Annotated in this window: 12 protein-coding genes and 1 pseudogene; 12 read left to right on the top strand and 1 reads right to left on the bottom strand. The window is 64.1% G+C overall.

The annotated features are described in order from the left end of the window. Positions 1-78 precede the first annotated feature (78 nt). The 7 genes from BJG93_RS16320 (at position 79) to BJG93_RS16290 (ending at position 7,755) form a co-directional block, all read left to right on the top strand. Entirely contained in the window at positions 79-549 is a 471-nt protein-coding gene (locus BJG93_RS16320; protein WP_027199264.1) for a F0F1 ATP synthase subunit B, read from the top strand. A 2-nt stretch (positions 550-551) separates the two neighbouring features. Then, the gene (locus BJG93_RS16315) at positions 552-1,091 is read left to right on the top strand and encodes a F0F1 ATP synthase subunit delta (protein ID WP_027199263.1); all 540 of its coding nucleotides are present in this window, start codon (positions 552-554) and stop codon (positions 1,089-1,091) included. Positions 1,092-1,147: 56 nt separating this feature from the next. Next, complete coding sequence (gene atpA / locus BJG93_RS16310; RefSeq protein WP_027199262.1) at positions 1,148-2,689, top strand: F0F1 ATP synthase subunit alpha; 1,542 nt, start codon at positions 1,148-1,150, stop codon at positions 2,687-2,689. A 129-nt stretch (positions 2,690-2,818) separates the two neighbouring features. Then, on the top strand, positions 2,819-3,703 hold the full coding sequence (gene atpG, locus BJG93_RS16305) for a F0F1 ATP synthase subunit gamma (protein ID WP_027199261.1): 885 nt from the start codon (positions 2,819-2,821) through the stop codon (positions 3,701-3,703). A 101-nt stretch (positions 3,704-3,804) separates the two neighbouring features. Next, positions 3,805-5,199: a F0F1 ATP synthase subunit beta gene (atpD, locus tag BJG93_RS16300; RefSeq protein ID WP_027199260.1), complete on the top strand. Its 1,395-nt coding sequence runs from the start codon at positions 3,805-3,807 to the stop codon at positions 5,197-5,199. 156 nt (positions 5,200-5,355) lie between these two features. Beyond that, positions 5,356-5,781: a F0F1 ATP synthase subunit epsilon gene (locus BJG93_RS16295; protein WP_027199259.1), complete on the top strand. Its 426-nt coding sequence runs from the start codon at positions 5,356-5,358 to the stop codon at positions 5,779-5,781. A 243-nt stretch (positions 5,782-6,024) separates the two neighbouring features. Beyond that, on the top strand, positions 6,025-7,755 hold the full coding sequence (locus tag BJG93_RS16290; protein ID WP_027199258.1) for an AMP-binding protein: 1,731 nt from the start codon (positions 6,025-6,027) through the stop codon (positions 7,753-7,755). 489 nt (positions 7,756-8,244) lie between these two features. On the opposite strand, the gene BJG93_RS16285 is transcribed toward BJG93_RS16290, so the two are convergent. Next, positions 8,245-9,036, bottom strand: a complete 792-nt coding sequence (locus tag BJG93_RS16285) for a transporter substrate-binding domain-containing protein (RefSeq protein WP_027199257.1) — start codon at positions 9,034-9,036, stop codon at positions 8,245-8,247. 290 nt (positions 9,037-9,326) lie between these two features. Here BJG93_RS16285 and hemE point away from each other — a divergent pair, with 290 nt between their 5' ends. The 5 genes and pseudogenes from hemE (at position 9,327) to putA (ending at position 19,561) form a co-directional block, all read left to right on the top strand. Beyond that, positions 9,327-10,427, top strand: a complete 1,101-nt coding sequence (hemE, locus tag BJG93_RS16280; protein ID WP_027199256.1) for a uroporphyrinogen decarboxylase — start codon at positions 9,327-9,329, stop codon at positions 10,425-10,427. A 465-nt stretch (positions 10,428-10,892) separates the two neighbouring features. Continuing rightward, positions 10,893-13,139, top strand: coding sequence for a primosomal protein N' (locus BJG93_RS16275; RefSeq protein ID WP_027199255.1), 2,247 nt, complete (start codon positions 10,893-10,895; stop codon positions 13,137-13,139). A 170-nt stretch (positions 13,140-13,309) separates the two neighbouring features. After that, positions 13,310-14,742, top strand: a pseudogene (locus BJG93_RS16270) (YeiH family protein). 101 nt (positions 14,743-14,843) lie between these two features. Beyond that, the gene (locus tag BJG93_RS16265) at positions 14,844-15,017 is read left to right on the top strand and encodes a hypothetical protein (RefSeq protein ID WP_154671867.1); all 174 of its coding nucleotides are present in this window, start codon (positions 14,844-14,846) and stop codon (positions 15,015-15,017) included. Between the two features lie 614 nt (positions 15,018-15,631). After that, the gene (putA, locus tag BJG93_RS16260; RefSeq protein ID WP_027199254.1) at positions 15,632-19,561 is read left to right on the top strand and encodes a trifunctional transcriptional regulator/proline dehydrogenase/L-glutamate gamma-semialdehyde dehydrogenase; all 3,930 of its coding nucleotides are present in this window, start codon (positions 15,632-15,634) and stop codon (positions 19,559-19,561) included. Positions 19,562-19,618: the final 57 nt, after the last annotated feature.

Below are 19,618 nucleotides of genomic sequence, written 5' to 3'. Positions count from 1 at the left end.
ACTGGGGCGCTGATCGAGCAGAATCGATGAGCGCCTTGCCGTTTCACTTTCCGAACTAGCAACGTTTAAGGAAACACCGTGAATCTCAACGCAACCCTGTTTGCGCAAATGGTCGTGTTTCTGATCCTCGCGTGGTTCACGATGAAATTCGTGTGGCCGCCGCTGATCAACGCCATCGACGAGCGCGCGAAGAAGATCGCGGACGGGCTGTCCGCCGCTGAAAAGGGCAAGCAGGAACTCGAAGCCGCTCATAAGCGCGTCGACCAGGAACTGGCCCAGGCTCGCAACGACGGCCAGCAACGCATTGCCGACGCCGAAAAGCGCGCTGTCGCAGTCGCCGACGAAATCAGGGCTCAGGCGCAGGCCGAAGCCGCTCGCATCATCGCGCAGGCGAAGGCCGACGCGGATCAGCAGGTCGTGAAGGCGCGCGAGGCGCTACGTGGCGAAGTCGCTGCACTCGCTGTGAAGGGCGCTGAACAGATCCTGAAGCGCGAAGTCGACCAGGCAGCTCACGCTGACCTGCTGAATCAACTGAAAGCCGAGCTCTGATCATGGCCGAACTTGCAACCATCGCCCGTCCGTACGCGGAAGCGCTGTTTGGCGTGGCCGAAACCGGTGACATCGCCGCCTGGTCCACGCTCGTGCAGGAGCTGGCAGAGGTTGCGCGTCTGCCCGAAGTGCTGTCGATCGCCTCGAGCCCGAAAGTGAGCCGCGCCCAGGTTAGCGATCTGCTGCTGGCCGCGGTCAAGTCGCCGCTCAGGGACAATGCGCAAGCGAAGAATCTGGTGCAGATGCTGGTGGACAACCATCGCCTGCAGCTGCTGCCGGAAATCGCCTCGCAGTTCGAAGAGTTGAAGAACGCCCGCGAAGGAGCGGCAGATGTGCTGATCGTCAGCGCGTTCCCGCTCGAAGGTGCGCAGTTGAACGAACTCGTCGCAAGCCTCGAACGTAAGTTCAAGCGCAAACTGAAGCCGACGGTCGAAGTCGATCAGTCGTTGATCGGCGGCGTGCGCGTAACGGTCGGCGACGAAGTGCTCGATACCTCGGTCCGCGCGCGGCTCGCCAGCATGCAAACGGCCCTGACGGCCTGAAGTGCTTCGCGCTTTAGCGGCTGGCACGCAACAGAATTGACTATCAGGAGCGAATAATGCAACTCAATCCCTCTGAGATCAGCGAGCTGATCAAGAGCCGGATCCAGGGCCTTGACGCGAGCGCAGACGTTCGCAACCAGGGCACCGTGATCTCCGTGACCGACGGTATCGTGCGTATCCACGGGCTGTCGGAAGTGATGCAAGGCGAAATGCTCGAATTCCCGGGCAACACGTTCGGTCTCGCACTTAACCTCGAGCGCGACTCGGTCGGCGCTGTGATTCTGGGTGAATACGAACATATTTCGGAAGGCGACATCGTCAAGACGACGGGCCGCATTCTCGAAGTGCCGGTGGGTCCCGAACTGCTCGGCCGCGTGGTCGACACACTCGGCAACCCGATCGACGGCAAAGGCCCGATCAACGCGAAGAAGACCGATGCAATCGAAAAGATTGCTCCGGGCGTGATCTGGCGTAAGTCGGTTTCGGAACCGGTCCAGACCGGTCTGAAGTCGATCGACGCGATGGTGCCGATCGGCCGTGGCCAGCGCGAGCTGATCATCGGCGACCGTCAGTGTGGCAAGACCGCAGTCGCAGTCGACGCGATCATCAACCAGAAGGGCAAGAACCTCGTCTGTATCTACGTCGCGATCGGCCAGAAGGCTTCGTCGATCATGAACGTGGTGCGCAAGCTGGAAGAAACTGGCGCGCTCGAGTACACGATCGTCGTGGCCGCTTCGGCTTCGGAATCGGCCGCGATGCAATACCTCGCACCGTACGCCGGCTGCACGATGGGTGAATACTTCCGCGATCGCGGCGAGGACGCACTGATCGTCTATGACGACTTGACCAAGCAGGCTTGGGCATACCGTCAGATCTCGCTGCTGCTGCGCCGCCCACCGGGCCGCGAAGCTTATCCGGGTGACGTGTTCTATCTGCACTCGCGTCTGCTCGAGCGCGCAGCTCGCGTGTCGGAAGATTACGTCGAGAAGTTCACCAATGGTGAGGTGAAGGGCAAGAGCGGTTCGCTGACGGCACTGCCGGTCATCGAAACGCAGGCGGGCGACGTGACCGCATTCGTTCCGACGAACGTGATTTCGATTACCGACGGCCAGATCTTCCTTGAAACCGACCTCTTCAACGCAGGTATCCGCCCGGCAATTAACGCTGGCGTATCGGTGTCGCGTGTGGGTGGTGCGGCTCAGACGAAGGTCGTGAAGAAGCTGTCGGGTGGTATCCGTACCGATCTCGCGCAGTACCGTGAACTCGCTGCATTTGCGCAGTTCGCATCGGATCTCGACGAAGCGACCCGCAAGCAGCTCGAGCGCGGCCGTCGCGTGACGGAACTGCTGAAGCAGCCGCAGTATCAGCCGCTGCAAGTGTGGGAACTGGCTGTGTCGTTGTTCGCGGCGAACAACGGCTATCTCGACGACCTCGAAGTTGCTCAAGTCCTGCCGTTCGAGAAGGGCTTGCGCGACCACCTGAAGTCGAGCCATGCTGACCTGGTCAAGCGTATCGAAGATACCAAGGAACTCTCGAAGGACGACGAAGGCCTGCTGCACACGGCCGTCAAAGACTTCAAGAAGTCCGGCGCTTATTGATCCGCAAGGCATAAACGGACCTTGAAGCGGCGCGGGCCGCATGCGAATGCTCCCGCGCTGCTTCGGCCGCTTTGCATAGGACCCGGGTAAGCGCTAAAGCGCTAACTGAGGCCGACAAAGGAGCAAGCAATGGCTGGAATGAAGGAAATTCGCGGCAAGATCAAGAGCGTGCAAAACACGCGCAAGATCACGAAAGCGATGGAGATGGTGGCTGCATCCAAGATGCGCCGCGCTCAGGAGCGCATGCGCGCTGCTCGCCCGTATGCCGACAAGGTCCGCGATATCGCTGCGCACATGAGCCGTGCCAACCCGGAGTATCGTCATCCGTTCATGATGTCGAACGAAGGTGCGAAAGCGGCCGGCATCATCCTCGTCACGACCGATAAAGGTCTTTGCGGCGGGATGAACACCAACGTGCTGCGCGCGTCGCTGCAGAAGTTCAAGGAACTGGAAGGCCAGGGCAAGACGATCGAGGCAACCGCGATCGGCAGCAGGGGCCTGGGCTTCCTGAACCGGCTGCAGGCGAAGGTCGTGTCCAACGTCGTGCAATTGGGCGATACGCCGCATCTGGAAAAACTGATCGGCGCCGTCAAGGTGCAGCTCGACCTGTTCTCGGAAGGCAAGATTTCGGCTGTGTACCTCGCGTACACGCGCTTCGTGAACACGATGAAGCAGGAGCCTGTGATCGAGCAGCTGCTGCCGCTGTCGGCGGACCAGTTCGAGCGCACGGAAGAAGACGGTACGACGCCGAGCACGCAGTGGGACTACATCTACGAGCCGGATGCCCAGGCAGTGGTGGACGAACTGCTGGTGCGTTATGTCGAAGCGCTGGTCTATCAGGCCGTCGCGGAAAACATGGCATCGGAGCAGTCGGCCCGCATGGTCGCGATGAAAGCCGCTTCGGACAACGCGAAGACGGTGATCAACGATCTGCAGCTGGTGTACAACAAGAGCCGTCAGGCCGCTATCACAAAAGAACTGTCGGAAATCGTCGGTGGAGCGGCGGCCGTCTGACCCCGGTCAGGCAGGTCGTTTCGTGTGCGCCCGAGCGGCGCACCCATCGGAGAAACTGCGCCTTTGCGCGAGTGAAGAATTGAGTATCTAAAGGAAAAGCGATGAGTACTACTGCTTTGGTAGAAGGCAAGATCGTACAGTGCATCGGCGCGGTGATCGACGTGGAATTTCCGCGTGAAACCATGCCGAAGATTTACGACGCGCTCATTCTCGAAGGTTCGGAGCTGACGCTCGAAGTCCAGCAACAGCTGGGCGACGGCGTGGTCCGTACCATCTGTCTGGGTGCTTCGGACGGTTTGCGCCGCGGCACGATCGTGAAGAATACGGGCAACCCGATCAGCGTGCCGGTCGGCAAGCCGACCCTCGGCCGTATCATGGACGTGCTGGGCCGTCCGATCGACGAAGCCGGCCCGATCTCGAGCGAAACCACACGAGCGATCCACCAGAAGGCTCCGGCGTTCGACGAACTGTCGCCGTCGACCGAGCTGCTCGAAACCGGCATCAAGGTTATCGACCTGATCTGCCCGTTCGCTAAGGGCGGTAAGGTCGGTCTGTTCGGTGGCGCCGGCGTGGGCAAGACCGTCAACATGATGGAACTGATCAACAACATCGCGAAGGAACACGGCGGTTACTCCGTGTTCGCCGGTGTGGGCGAGCGCACCCGCGAAGGGAACGACTTCTATCATGAAATGAAGGACTCAAACGTTCTCGACAAGGTCGCGCTGGTGTACGGCCAGATGAACGAGCCGCCGGGCAACCGTCTGCGCGTCGCACTGACCGGCCTGACGATGGCCGAACATTTCCGCGACGAAGGCCTCGACGTGCTGTTCTTCGTCGACAACATCTACCGTTTCACGCTGGCCGGTACCGAAGTGTCGGCACTGCTCGGTCGTATGCCTTCGGCAGTGGGCTATCAGCCGACGCTGGCTGAAGAAATGGGTAAGCTGCAAGAGCGTATTACGTCGACCAAGACTGGCTCGATCACGTCGGTGCAGGCCGTGTACGTCCCTGCGGACGACTTGACCGACCCGTCGCCTGCGACGACCTTCGGCCACCTCGACGCAACCGTCGTGCTGTCGCGTGACATCGCTTCGCTCGGTATCTACCCTGCGGTGGACCCGCTCGATTCGACCTCGCGTCAGATCGACCCGAACGTGATCGGCGAAGAGCACTACTCGATCACGCGCGGCGTGCAACAAACGCTGCAGCGCTACAAGGAACTGCGCGACATCATCGCGATTCTGGGCATGGACGAACTCGCGCCGGAAGACAAGCTCGCCGTCGCGCGCGCTCGTAAGATCCAGCGTTTCCTGTCGCAGCCGTTTCACGTCGCTGAAGTGTTCACGGGTTCGCCGGGCAAGTACGTGCCGCTGAAGGAAACGATCCGTGGCTTCAAGATGATCGTTGAAGGCGAGTGCGACCACCTGCCGGAGCAGGCGTTCTACATGGTCGGCACGATCGACGAGGCCTTCGAAAAGGCCAAGAAGATCCAGTAAAGGTCGGGTGTGACGAAGCGGGCGCGGGCCTCGCGCATCTCTGCCAGATCGGCAGGGTTGAGCAAAAGGCGGCGCCTCTTATTACGCTTAACGCGCCTTGCATGGGACGGGAGTCGGCACTAAAGCGCTAGCTCTCGTCGACAGGAGTCGACACATATGGCAACCATCAAAGTAGACGTCGTCAGTGCGGAAGAGCAAATCTTCTCGGGCCAGGCGAAATTCGTCGCGCTGCCGGGCGAAGCAGGTGAGCTCGGCATTCTGCCGGGCCATACGCCGCTCATCACGCGGATCCGTCCGGGTGCGGTGCGCATCGAAACCGAAAACGGCGAAGAAGAGTTTGTCTTCGTCGCCGGTGGCATCCTCGAAGTTCAGCCGGGCGCAGTGACGGTTCTCGCCGACACCGCGATCCGCGGTAAGGATCTCGACGAAGCCAAGGCCGAAGACGCGCGCAAGCGTGCGGAAGAGGCGCTGCAGAACACGGGCTCGAACCTCGAGTACGCGACCGCACAGGCGGAACTCGCGTACGCGACGGCGCAGCTCGCGGCAATCCAGCGTCTGCGCAAGCTGCGTGGCCAGCACTAAAGCAGTAAGTAGTAGAAGAAAGCAGCCCGAGCGGCTGCTTTTTTTTGATGCATGATTGACGTTTACGTAAAGGTCGGCAGAATCCACAAGATCGGAAAACAGACAATGTGGTTCGCCGAGCTCGGCGCGATGCGGTCCCGCGCGGTGCGGGTAAGACTTGATGCCAGGCGGATACGCGCCGGTGCACAATCGATTTCAAAATTTATTTCAATCGAGCGCGCTTGCGCTCACGGAGACAACACCATGGCAACGCATAGCTCGGGCGAAGGTGCGCTGATCGAACCGGCGGATGGACTGTCATACGTCCGCGGGTCGACTGAAAATCCGTTGAGCGAAGCGACCGTCGGCGAGTTTTTGCGTGACACCGCCGCGCGCTTTCCCGACCGGCCGGCCGTCGTGTTTCGCGAGCAGCTCATCCGCTGGACGTGGAGCGAATTCGCGCAGGAAGTGGATGTACTCGCGTCCGGGTTGCTAGCGCTCGGTATCGCGAAGGGCGACCGCGTCGGCATCTGGTCGCCGAACCGCGTCGAGTGGCTGCTGACGCAGTTCGCGACCGCGCGGATCGGCGCGATCCTCGTCAACATCAACCCGGCCTACCGGCTCGCTGAGCTCGAATATGCGCTGAAAAAGGTGGGTTGCAAGGCGATCATCAGTGCCGAGCGCTTCAAGACGTCGATGTACCTCGAGATGCTGCAGGAGCTCGCGCCCGAACTGGCCACGCAGGCGCCGGGCGAGCTTCATGCCGTACGGCTGCCGGAGCTGCGCTACGTGATCCGTATGTGCGATACGGAGACGCCAGGCATGCTGAGCTTTTCCGACGTGATCGAGCGCGGGCGTGCGTCGTTCGATGCCGCCCGGCTCGATGCGATCGGCGCGACGCTATCGTGCCGCGAGCCGATCAATATCCAGTTCACGAGCGGCACGACGGGCCATCCGAAGGGCGCGACGCTGACTCATCGCAACGTCGTGAACAACGCGCGCTATATCGCGATGGCGATGCGGCTCAGCGAGCAGGACCGTTTGTGCATTCCGGTGCCGCTGTACCACTGCTTCGGGATGGTGCTGGCGGTGCTCGCGTGCGTATCGGTTGGCGCGAGCATGGTGTTTCCGGGCGAGGGCTTCGATCCAGCCGCGACGCTGGCGGCGACCGCGGAGGAACAATGCACCGCGCTGCACGGCGTACCGACCATGTTCATCGCCGAGCTCGACCATCCGGCCTTCGCCTCATACGACTTTTCGCGGCTGCGCACCGGCATCATGGCGGGCTCGCCATGTCCCATCGAGACGATGAAGAAGGTCGTCTCGAAGATGCACCTCAGCGAAATCACGATCGCCTACGGCATGACGGAGACCAGCCCAGTGTCATTCCAGAGCTCGACCACCGATCCGCTCGACAAGCGCACGACGACCGTAGGGCGCATTCAGCCGCATCTTGAAGTGAAAATCGTCGACCCGCTGGGCAACATCGTGCCCGTCGGCGAAACCGGCGAGCTATGCACCCGCGGCTACTCGGTGATGCTCGGTTATTGGGGCGACGAGGCGAAAACGCACGAGAGCATTGTCGATGGCTGGATGCACACGGGCGATCTGGCGACGCTCGACGCGCAAGGCTATTGCAACATCGTCGGCCGCCTGAAGGATATGCTGATTCGCGGCGGCGAAAACATCTATCCGCGCGAGATCGAGGAGTTTCTGTTCCGTCACCCGAAGATCCAGAGCGTGCAGGTGTTCGGCGTGCCCGATGCCAGGTACGGCGAAGAAGTATGTGCGTGGATTGTGCTGCGGACGGGCGAACAGGCGACGGCCGAGGAGATCCAGCAGTTCTGCCGCGGACAGATTGCGCACTACAAGGTGCCGCGTTACATCCGCTTCGTCGACGAACTACCGATGACCGTGACCGGCAAAGTACAAAAATTCGTGATGCGCGAACGGATGATCGGCGAGTTGAAGCTCAGAGAAGACAAGACGGCGTGATCACGCCGCGGTAGCGGCGCGCAAACGTTTGAGCAGACGAAAAAAAAGCGGGCCTGGAGCCCGCTAAAAACCACACGCTACGGGGTTAGCGCGAGGAGACCAAAGATGGGACGGTAATCACGACGACCCTACGTCGATTACGGCCCCAACAGGGATGCCCCTTCACAGGGCTTCGGCAAGCGCCGACCGGCAAGTGCATCGTATCCGCTCACACCATGCACACCGCCACATCCGTGTTGAAACCGTTTGAGGGCATTGTGGGCGAATAACTCTATGAACGCGGTAACAAAGTGTTTCAGGTTGTAACGCCCGCCAGGTAAGGCGCTGCGGGATTTTTTGCCAATCCCAAAGCGGCGCAAAGTAGTAATTGCCGATGAGTGCCGCGCATGACCCTGCTGCTCCGACGCGCAGTCCCCAAGCTTGCGCAGGCCGCCCCGCACTTTGTCGCAACAAGTCCACAGCTGACGGCCCGCCATCGCCACGCCTGCCTTACTTCAGCCACTGATCCGCAATGGCCTGATACTCGCCGGTCGCTCGTGCGAGGTGCAGCCACTGGTCAACGTATTGCTGAAACGCGACGTCGCCGCGCGGCAGCAGCCATGCCTTCTCGCCGTACTGAAACGGCTTGTCGGGATGCACCGAGCATAAGCCGGGATTGAGCTTCTGCTGCAACAGCGTTTCCGACGCATCCGTCACCATCACGTCCGCCTTGCCTGCGAGGATCTGCTTGAAAATCGTCACGTTGTCCGGATAAACGGTCAGATTCGCGTGCGGGAAGTATTGCTTCGCGAACTTCTCGTTAGTTCCGCCCGGATTGACGATCACTCGCGTAGACGGTTGATCGATCTGCGCGACCGTCTGATATTTGTTCGCGTCGTCGCAACGGACGATCGGCGTCTTGCCGTCGACCATGTACGCCTGCGTGAAGAACGCGTGCTTCTGGCGCTCGAGCGTCGGCGACACGCCACCAATGCCGATGTCGCACTTCGCGACGAAGTCGTTCATCAAATTGGACCACGACGTCTTGACGAACTCGACTTTCACGCCGAGCGACTTCGCGAGCGACTCCGCCATGTCGATATCGATGCCCTCGAAGTGGCCATCGCCCTTATAGAACGAGTACGGCTTGTAGTCGCCGGTCGTGCAGGCTCGTAGCGTGCCGCGGCTGATGATGTCGTCTAGCCTGGACGGCGCGGCCGCGGGGTTTTGCGCGCTGGCGACGCCGGCGTGCATCAGGACGCCGGCGAGTGCGCCGAGCATTGCGAGTGTTGCCTTCTTCATCGAGTCTCCTGGTGGTGTATGTAATTGGTCGGTGAGGCTGTCGGATAGTAGCTTGGCAGCGCGGGCTTGAACATCGGCCGTTCGGCCAGGGCGGCACGGGCAGCGGGAGACAGCGAGCCCCAGGCTCGTGCGCGCAGTGGGGGCCGGCCGGTCGTCCAGGTGCACCGGCGCTGCGCCCACCCGTTTCCCGGGACGTGCCGCCGCCGCCGTGATTACGCCACCACGCGCAATGTCCGAAGCCACCTCCGGTAAAATGCTCTTTTGCCCTCGGCTCTTCAGTCGCACGCAACGTGGCCCATCAACTCCTGAACGACACTTTCCTGCGCGCGCTGCTGCGCCAGCCAACCGATTACACGCCGATCTGGCTGATGCGCCAGGCTGGCCGCTATCTGCCGGAATACAACGCCACGCGCGGCCGCGCCGGCAGTTTCCTCGGCCTCGCGAAGAACCCGGCTTTCGCGACGGAAGTGACGTTGCAGCCGCTCGACCGCTATCCGCTCGACGCCGCGATCCTGTTCTCCGACATCCTGACCGTGCCCGACGCGATGGGCCTCGGTCTCGAGTTCGTCAACGGTGAGGGGCCGAAATTTGCCAGTCCGGTGCGCACCGAAGCCGACGTCGCGCGGCTCGCGGTGCCCGACATCGACGCGACACTGCGCTACGTGACCGACGCCGTGCGAGAAATCCGCTCGGCGCTGAAGGATGCGCAAGGCCGCCAGCGCGTGCCCCTGATCGGCTTCTCGGGCAGTCCGTGGACGCTCGCCTGCTACATGGTCGAAGGCGGCGGTTCGGCGGACTTTCGCACGGTCAAATCGATGCTGTACGCGCGTCCGGATCTGCTGCAGCGGATCCTCGAGGTCAACGCGGGCTCCGTCGCGGCGTACCTGAACGCGCAGATCGAAGCCGGCGCGCAAGCGGTGATGATTTTCGACACATGGGGCGGAGCGCTCGCCGATGGCATCTACCAGCGTTTTTCGCTGCGCTACATCGAGCAGGTGATCAGTCAGCTGAAGCGCGAGCACGACGGCGAAAAAGTGCCCGTGATTGCCTTCACGAAGGGCGGCGGGCTGTGGCTCGACGACATCGCCGCTAGCGGTGTCGACGCGGTCGGCCTCGACTGGACCATGAACCTCGGCAAGGCGCGCGAGCGTGTCGGCGGCAAGGTGGCGCTCCAGGGCAACATCGATCCGTCGGTGCTGTTTGCGCCGCCAGCCGCGATCCGCATGGAAGCGCGCGCGGTTCTCGACAGCTTCGGCAATCATCCCGGCCACGTTTTCAATCTGGGTCACGGCATTTCGCAATTCACGCCGCCGGAGCATGTGGCCGAACTGGTCGACGAAGTCCATCGACACAGCCGCGCTATCCGTAGCGGTGCACATACGCCCGCATGACGCGGTAATCATTACCTTTTTTTGTTGCGTTGCAGCGAATTGGGCTCTCGGCCTAAGGACAACAGATCGCCGAAGAGGCCGTCAAATGGCGGTCCTGTGAATGTCAAGACTTGACTTATGCACACATCGCACGCTGCGGCGCGGTAGAGGCTTTAATCGTGCCCCGACCCTTGCACACACTCGGCGCATTTGATCTAAGCCTTGTCGGGCAAGGCTTTGCGGGCAGCGCAGCGAAGTGTGCGGAATCCCACACAAGGCCGCTGCCACGCCGTTTGCGGCCAACCCAAGCGAAGTTCTCAACAAAGTTATCCACAGGGCCGCGAGTCGAGTGCAATTGTTCAGTCGAATCCAAAACTTAGCGGTGAAATTAAGGTTTTACTTTAACTTCGATCGCGCTGCGGCGCGCGCGCCCCACCTCGCGCCGAGGCTTGGCCTCGTGCCGCGTCATCTGCTGCGCGACGCCGAGTGAGCGAAGTGTTCGTCCGCGTCGCGCTGGACCATCCGCTGCCGACCCTGTTCGACTACCGCTGGGGTGCATCCGACGCGGCTGTCGTGGGCACGCTCGTCAGCGTCCCGTTCGGCAAGCGGCACGTCGTGGGGCTCGTCTGCGAAGTGGCCGCTCACAGCGAGGTGCCGGCCGAGCGTCTGCGTGATGTGCATAGCGTCTGCACGGCGTGTCCGCCCGTGTCGGCCCATTGGCTTGCACTCGCCTCATTCGCCGCCGACTACTATCAACGCGGTCTCGGCGAAGTGGCGCTGCCCGCGCTGCCGCAGGCGCTGCGCGACGCGTCGCGCTGGTCGCGGCTGTTCGCGCCGGAAGAACGCTATCGGCTAACGTCGGAGGGCCGTGCGGCGTTGCCCGACGCATTGCCGGCTCGCGCGACGGCGCTCGCCAAGCTCGCACAAGCACTCGCGCAAGCCGACTTCCTGCTCGCCGCCGACGCCCGCGCGCTGCACCCGAAGGCGCTGGCCACACTCGACACATGGCGGGCCGCAGGTTGGGTGACGCTCGAGGTGATCGACGCCGCTGCGGTGCCAGCCGCCGCGTCGCTGCCGGACGCGCCCGCGCCGGCCCTGCCGACCCTCACCGACGAACAGGCCAGTGCCGTCGAAGCGATCCGCGACGCCGACGGCTTCGCCGCGTTCCTGCTTCACGGCGTGACCGGCAGTGGCAAGACCGAGGTGTACCTGCGCGCGCTCGCCGCGATTCTGGCCGCCAAGCCCGACGCGCAAGCGCTCGTGCTGGTGCCGGAAATCAACCTGACGCCGCAGTTCGAGGCGGCGTTCCGCGCCCGCTTCGCCGCGCTCGACGTCAGCGCGATCGTCACGCTGCATAGCGGCCTCGCCGAAGGCGAGCGCGCCCGCAACTGGTTCGCCGCGCACACCGGCCGAGCGCGCATCGTGCTCGGCACGCGGCTCGCGGTGCTCGCGTCGCTGCCGCAGCTGGCGATCATCGTCGTCGACGAGGAGCACGATCCGGCTTACAAGCAGCAGGAGGGCTTGCGCTATTCGGCGCGCGACCTGGCGATTTATCGGGCGAAGCAGCTGGGCGTGCCGGTCGTGCTCGGCTCGGCGACGCCGTCGCTCGAAAGCTGGTGGCAGGCCGACCAGGGGCGCTACAAGCGGCTCACGCTCTCGCGGCGGGCCGTCGCCGACGCCGTATTACCGACCGTGCGGCTCATCGATCTCGAGGACGAGCGCCGGCGCGGGCGGGCGTCGATCGAAGGCTTGTCGGGTCCGCTGATCGCCGCGATGAAGGCGCGGCTCGAACGCGGCGAGCAGAGCCTCGTGTTCCTGAACCGTCGCGGCTACGCGCCGCAACTCGCCTGCGACGCCTGCGGCTGGGTGGCGGGCTGTCCGCGCTGCAGCGCCTACGTAGTGCTGCACAAGCCCGAGCGCGCACTGCGCTGCCATCACTGCGGCTGGGAGTCTCGTATCCCTCGTTCGTGCCCGGAGTGCGGCAACGTCGATATCGCGCCGCTCGGGCGCGGCACGCAGCGGGTCGAGGAAACGCTTGGCAGCGCCGTGCCGGGCGCCCGGGTGCTGCGTATCGACGCCGACAGCACGCGCCGAAAGGGCAGCGCGCAGGCACTGTTCTCGGACGTGCACGCGGGCGAGGTCGATATTCTGGTCGGCACGCAGATGATCGCGAAGGGACACGATTTCCAGCGCGTGTCGCTGGTTGGCGTGCTCAACGCCGATACTGCACTGTTTTCACATGATTTCCGCGCGAGCGAGCGCCTGTTCGCGCAGCTGATGCAGGTGAGCGGCCGCGCGGGGCGCGCCGGTTTGCCGGGCGAAGTGCTGGTGCAAACGCGCTACCCGCGTCACGCGCTTTATCACGCGCTGGGCCGCCACGACTACGTCGGCTTCGCCAACGCGACGCTCGCCGAGCGACGCGACGCGCACCTGCCGCCGTTCGTCTATCAGGCGCTGCTGCGCGCCGAAGGCCGCACACTCGAAGCGGCGCTCGCGTTTCTGCAGCAGGCCGCGGCCGAACTTGCGCAGATTCCAGCCGCCGAGCGCGTGACGGTCTACGATGCGGTGCCGCTCACGATCGTCAAGGTGATGCACGTGCACCGCGCGCAGTTGCTGATCGAAAGCGCGTCGCGCGCCGCGCTGCAGGCCACGCTGCGCGCGTGGCAGCCACTGTTGCGCTCGCTCAAGGGCGTGCTGCGCTGGAGTCTCGAGGTCGACCCGCTCGACATCTGACGCCGCGCGCCAGCGTGCGCCCGCCATACTTCTTTGCGTCATATCCATAGAGCGAATGATCGTTTCGTTTCGCGCTAGCGCTCGCCTATAGTCGCGAAATCGGCGCATTTAGGGGCTAAACGACAATCATCTCGCGCCGATGCCACTCAACGTTCTCGGGGCATCTGCAAATGAGCGACACCCATCACACTGCGCCGGCGGGCGCCGCGCCGGATCAGCGCAAAGGCACAGAAAACACGCAAACCGGGCGGGGCAGCGGCTTTTCGCTGACCGAAGACTGGCTCGCCGCTGGCGTCGGCCTCCTCGTGATCATGATTGCGTGGGCGCTGTTCACGTCGGGCAGCAGCATCAAGTGGCTCGCGGTCGCGCCAGCCAAATGGTCGAGCTTCGCGCAGGCCGGGCAGGACCTCGGCAAGCACCTGCCCAACTACATTGCGCTGTTCTCGGCATTCGCGCTGCTGTTCGGCGCCAGTGTCGCCCTGCTCAGGCAGCGCGTCGGCGCGTTCCTGGCCGCGTTCGTCGTCGTGTTCGTCGCTTCCGCGCTGATCCTGACGCTCGGCGCGTGGGTCGACGCAGCGAAGTACAACCTCGAGCCACCGCTCGTCGCGCTCGCGCTCGGGCTGCTCGTGTCGAACCTGTTCACGCTGCCGGCGTGGCTCGCGGCGGGGCTGCGCGTCGAGTTTTACATCAAGGTCGGCATCGTGCTGCTCGGCGCGACGCTGCCGTTCACGCTGCTCGTGTGGGCCGGCCCGATCGCGGTCGTGCAGGCGAGCATCGTGTCGTTGGTCACTTTCTTCGTGATCTTCCTCGTCGCGCGGGCGTTCGGGCTCGATCGACGCTTTGCCGCGGTGCTCGGTGTGGGCGGTGCGGTGTGCGGCGTGTCGGCGGCGATCGCGATTGCCGGCGCGGTACGGGCGAAGCGCGAGCAGGCGTCGGTGGCGATCACGCTGGTCGTGTTATGGGCGATCGTGATGATCTTCGTGCTGCCGTTCGTGTCGCGCTCGCTCGGACTGCCGACAGCCGTTGCCGGCGCCTGGATCGGTACCTCCGAGTTCGCCGACGCCGCCGGCATCGCCGCCGCCCAGGCCTACGGCGATTTCGCGCGGCACGCGGGCGGCGCGATCGCCGGCGCGCCGGAAGCGTCTTTGCAGGCGTTCACGTTGATGAAGGTGGTAGGCCGCGACATCTGGATCGGCATCTGGGCGTTCGTGCTCGCAATCGTCGCGACGACGCGCTGGGAAGCGCAGGATAGCGGCATCACCGCGCGCGCGAACGCCGGTGAGATCTGGGCGCGTTTCCCGAAGTTCGTGATCGGTTTTGTGATCGCGTCGGCGTTGGTCACGTGGATCGCGAGCCATTACTCGCTCGCCGACTACCGCAAGGTCGTCACGCCCGAGTTCGTCGCGCCGATCACGGTGCTGCGCACGTGGGCGTTTACCTTCTGCTTTCTGAGCATCGGTCTGACGACGCGCTTCCGCTCGCTTGCCGCGACCGGTCTGAAGCCGTTCCTTGCTTTTACCGCAGGCGTGGTGGTCAATATCGCGATCGGCTATGCGCGCTGTCCGCGCACCTGTTCGCGTCGTACTGGAACAGCCTCGGATAACGCCAGTGAAAATTGCGACGGATCGGGGCGCCGCCGCGGCGGCATACGTCGGCCCGCTAGAGCGCAGCAGCGCGCCGTGCTGCGCCGGATGCCGGCATCGTATGAGCGAACGGGATGCGCTCGAGCGGCGTATCCCCGGGCTCGTCACGTTCAGTTCTGGATTCGGCGCGAGCGTCGCCGATACCCGGTTGTGTCGTCTGCACGATCAGCTCGTATCGCCCGGTGATGTCTGTGGGCGGTTCGAGCCGGTTGCGCCGCCGCCAGGACCGCGCTGACCGAAGAGCGACCCACAGGCGCAATGCCGGCGCGCCAGTCCTCCGCGCCAATCCAGTCGCAAGTCCACACATCCACGCGCGCATCCGGCTTCATGAGTCGTCGCGCACGCTTTCCTGAACTCAATCGTTCAGCGCGCTTCGCGGATTGCCCGCCGATCCACGCGAAGCCGCGCTCCCACTGTTGTGCTCCTCTTCGCGCCGATTCGAGCCGCTGGTCGCGCCTCGAATGAAAAACACTGCACAGGCCGCGCACATCGCCCAGATGCCCAGTATTACCAGCCACTTTTCCATCACACCAACCCTCGGGAACCCCGTTTATCTTTTCTGCGTGCCCTGAAACCGACGTTTCAGCCCGGCCGTTGCCGTGCTTCTGTATATCGGCGCGCGAAGTCGTTTGATAAGGCTTATTTCAAAAAGAATCACGCCAGGGAAAGTACCGATCGGAAACCTGCCCGTCCGGCTGTCAGCCATCCGCCGGAAACGCTTGCCCATCAAGGCTCCCCGCAGGGTGCAACCATTGCGACGGTTTGGTTGCACCTTTTTATTTGGAGGCGTACGATTCGCCCAACTTTTAGTCTTTCGCCAGGCTCGCGCCCGGTACCAAAGAAGGAAACATGGCTAGCACCACCCTTGGCGTCAAGGTCGACGACCTCCTGCGTTCCCGGCTCAAAGATGCCGCCACCCGCCTCGAGCGCACCCCGCACTGGTTGATCAAGCAGGCGATCTTCGCGTACCTCGAAAAGATCGAGCACGGCCAGTTGCCGGCCGAACTGTCGGGCGCGACCGGTACGGCCGACCTCGCCGACGGCGCGGCGGTCGAAAACGACGAAGACGGCGCGTCTCATCCGTTTCTCGAATTCGCGCAGAACGTGCAACCGCAGTCGGTGTTGCGCGCGGCGATCACCGCCGCCTATCGCCGCCCTGAACCCGAGTGCGTGCCGTTCCTGCTCGGCCAGGCGCGGTTGCCGGCCAATCTCGCGGGCGACGTCCAGGCGATGGCCGGCAAGCTCGTCGAGACGCTACGCTCGAAAAGTAAGGGCGGCGGCGTCGAAGGGCTGATCCACGAATTTTCGCTGTCGAGCCAGGAAGGCGTTGCGCTGATGTGCCTCGCCGAGGCGCTGCTGCGGATCCCCGACCGCGCGACCCGCGACGCGCTGATTCGCGACAAGATCAGCAAAGGCGACTGGAAATCGCACGTCGGTCAGGCGCCGTCGCTGTTCGTCAACGCGGCGACCTGGGGCCTGATGATCACGGGCAAGCTGGTGACGACCAATAGCGAGACGAGCTTGTCGTCGGCGCTCACGCGCCTGATCGGCAAGGGCGGCGAGCCGCTGATCCGCAAGGGCGTCGACATGGCGATGCGCTTGATGGGCGAGCAGTTCGTGACCGGCGAGAACATCTCCGAAGCACTGGCGAACAGCCGCAAGTACGAGGCGCGCGGTTTTCGCTATTCGTACGACATGCTCGGTGAAGCGGCCACCACCGAGGCCGATGCGCAGCGCTACTACGCGTCGTACGAACAGGCGATCCACGCGATCGGCAAGGCCGCGGGCGGCCGCGGCATCTACGAAGGCCCGGGCATCTCGATCAAGCTGTCGGCGCTGCATCCGCGCTACTCGCGCGCGCAGCAGGAACGCACGATGAGCGAGTTGCTGCCGCGCGTGCGCTCGCTCGCCATCCTCGCGCGCCGCTACGACATCGGCCTCAATATCGACGCCGAGGAAGCCGACCGCCTCGAAATCTCGCTCGATCTGCTCGAAGCGCTGTGCTTCGATCCGGAACTGCAAGGCTGGAATGGTATCGGCTTCGTCGTGCAGGCGTACCAGAAGCGCTGCCCGTTCGTGATCGACTATCTGATCGATCTGGCGCGCCGCAGTCGTCACCGCGTCATGGTGCGGCTCGTCAAGGGCGCGTATTGGGACACCGAAATCAAACGCGCGCAGGTCGATGGCCTCGAAGGCTATCCGGTCTATACGCGCAAGATCTACACCGACGTGTCGTACCTCGCCTGCGCGAAAAAACTGCTCGGCGCGCCCGATGCCGTCTATCCGCAGTTCGCGACGCACAACGCGCATACGCTGGCGGCGATCTATCACCTCGCGGGCAACAACTACTACCCCGGCCAGTACGAGTTCCAGTGCCTGCACGGCATGGGCGAGCCGCTGTACGAGGAAGTCACCGGCCGCGACAAGCTGAACCGCCCGTGCCGCGTGTACGCGCCGGTCGGCACGCATGAGACGCTGCTCGCGTACCTCGTGCGCCGCCTGCTCGAGAACGGCGCGAACACGTCGTTCGTGAATCGCATCGCCGACGAATCCGTCGCGATCAAAGAGCTGGTCGCGGATCCGGTCGAGGAAGCGTCGAAGATCGTGCCGCTCGGCGCGCCGCACGCGCGCATTCCGCTGCCGCGCAATCTGTACGGCGCCGAGCGGCTCAATTCGATGGGCCTCGATCTGTCGAACGAACATCGGCTCGCGTCGCTGTCGTCGGCGCTGCTCGCGAGCGCGCATCATCCGTGGCGCGCCGCGCCGATGCTCGAAAACGACCAGATCGCGCTCGGCGCTGGGCGCGACGTGCGCAACCCGGCCGACCAGCGTGATCTCGTCGGCACGGTCGTCGAGGCGACGGCGGAACACGTGAGCGCCGCGCTCGGCCATGCCGTGGCCGCCGCGCCGATCTGGCAAGCGACGCCGGTCGAGGCGCGCGCCGATTGCCTCGCGCGCGCCGCCGATCTGCTCGAAGCGCAGATGCACACGCTGATGGGCCTCGTGGTGCGCGAAGCGGGCAAATCGCTCGCCAACGCGGTCTCGGAAATCCGCGAAGCGATCGACTTCCTGCGCTATTACTCGACGCAGATCCGCAACGAGTTTTCGAACGACACGCATCGGCCGCTCGGTCCGGTGGTCTGTATCAGTCCGTGGAATTTCCCGCTGGCGATTTTTATGGGCCAGGTGGCCGCCGCGCTCGCGGCCGGCAACACGGTGCTCGCAAAACCGGCCGAGCAGACGCCGCTGATCGCCGCACAGGCGGTGCGGATTCTGCGCGAAGCGGGCGTGCCGGCGGGCGCGGTGCAGCTGCTGCCGGGCAATGGCGAGACGGTCGGCGCCGCGCTGGTCGCCGATCCGCGCACGCGTGCGGTGATGTTCACCGGCTCGACCGAAGTCGCGCGCCTGATCAACAAGACGCTGTCCGGCCGACTCGATCCGGATGGCAAGCCGATTCCGCTGATCGCCGAAACCGGTGGCCAGAATGCGATGATCGTCGACTCGTCGGCGCTGGCCGAGCAAGTCGTCGCCGACGTGCTGCAATCGTCATTCGACTCCGCCGGTCAACGGTGTTCGGCGTTGCGCGTTCTTTGTTTGCAGGACGATGTCGCGGACCGCACGCTCGAGATGCTGACGGGCGCGATGCGTGAGCTCGCGCTCGGCAACCCGGACCGGCTGTCGACCGACGTCGGCCCGGTGATCGACCTCGACGCCAAGCGCGGCATCGACGCCCACATCGCGGCGATGCGCGACAAGGGCCGTAAGGTTGAACAACTGCCGCTGCGGGACGGCGCGACGCAAGGCACCTTCGTGCCGCCGACGCTGATCGAGCTGGACAGCATCGACGAGCTGAAGCGCGAAGTGTTCGGCCCGGTGCTGCACGTGGTGCGCTATCGCCGCAGCCAGCTCGACAAGCTGCTCGAACAGATTCGCGCGACGGGTTACGGTTTGACGCTCGGCATCCATACGCGCATCGACGAAACGATCGCGCACGTGATCAGCCGCGCGCACGTGGGCAACATCTACGTGAACCGCAACGTGATCGGTGCGGTGGTCGGGGTGCAGCCGTTCGGCGGCGAAGGGCTGTCGGGCACGGGGCCGAAGGCCGGTGGCGCGCTGTATCTACAGCGTCTACTGGCGACGCGGCCGGCGGGTTTGCCGACGTCGCTCGCGCAGGCTCTGGTGGTCGAAGTACCGCAGACGGCGGAAAACGGCGACAATCCGGCGGCCGCGCTGACCGCATTGCGCGACTGGCTGATCGCCGAGCGCGAGCCGCAGCTCGCCGCGCGTTGCGATGGCTATCTGACGCATGTGCCGGCGGGCGCAACCGCGGTACTGTCGGGGCCGACCGGCGAGCGCAATACGTATACGCTGGGTCCCCGCGGCACGGTGTTGTGTATCGCGTCGACGGCGAGCGGCGCGCGCGTGCAGTTCGCCGCGGCGCTGGCTACGGGAAATCGTGCGTTGTTTGAGGGCGCGGCCGGTGAACAGCTGGTCTCGCAGCTGCCCGCGTCGCTGAAGGCGCACGCGAGCGTGAAGAAGAGCGCCGATGCGCCGTTCGACGCCGTGCTATTCGAAGGCGACAGCGACGAACTGCTCGCGCTCGTGAAGGAAGTCGCGAAGCGGCCGGGGCCGATCGTGTCGGTGCAAGGCGTCGCGGCCCGAGCGCTCGCGAGCGGCGACGAGGACTATGCGCTCGAGCGTCTGCTCACCGAGCGCTCGGTCAGCGTGAACACCGCGGCGGCAGGCGGCAATGCGAATTTGATGACGATCGGTTGAGCCAACCTCGGCGATCCATTCAATAGAACGGAAGCGGCACGGCGACCCCGAATCCGC

The organism is Paraburkholderia sprentiae WSM5005 (assembly GCF_001865575.2).
GTDB classification, from domain to species: domain Bacteria; phylum Pseudomonadota; class Gammaproteobacteria; order Burkholderiales; family Burkholderiaceae; genus Paraburkholderia; species Paraburkholderia sprentiae.
This window is presented reverse-complemented; position numbering and strand designations above follow the sequence as displayed.

Excerpts from the sequence above, each read along its gene's own strand:
- atpA (WP_027199262.1), top strand. The coding sequence starts at position 1,148 with ATGCAACTCAATCCCTCTGAGATCAGCGAGCTGATCAAGAGCCGGATC.
- BJG93_RS16295 (WP_027199259.1), top strand. The coding sequence starts at position 5,356 with ATGGCAACCATCAAAGTAGACGTCGTCAGTGCGGAAGAGCAAATCTTC.
- BJG93_RS16290 (WP_027199258.1), top strand. The coding sequence starts at position 6,025 with ATGGCAACGCATAGCTCGGGCGAAGGTGCGCTGATCGAACCGGCGGAT.
- atpG (WP_027199261.1), top strand. The coding sequence starts at position 2,819 with ATGGCTGGAATGAAGGAAATTCGCGGCAAGATCAAGAGCGTGCAAAAC.
- BJG93_RS16265 (WP_154671867.1), top strand. The coding sequence starts at position 14,844 with ATGAGCGAACGGGATGCGCTCGAGCGGCGTATCCCCGGGCTCGTCACG.
- BJG93_RS16315 (WP_027199263.1), top strand. The coding sequence starts at position 552 with ATGGCCGAACTTGCAACCATCGCCCGTCCGTACGCGGAAGCGCTGTTT.
- putA (WP_027199254.1), top strand. The coding sequence starts at position 15,632 with ATGGCTAGCACCACCCTTGGCGTCAAGGTCGACGACCTCCTGCGTTCC.
- BJG93_RS16285 (WP_027199257.1), bottom strand. The coding sequence starts at position 9,036 with ATGAAGAAGGCAACACTCGCAATGCTCGGCGCACTCGCCGGCGTCCTG.
- atpD (WP_027199260.1), top strand. The coding sequence starts at position 3,805 with ATGAGTACTACTGCTTTGGTAGAAGGCAAGATCGTACAGTGCATCGGC.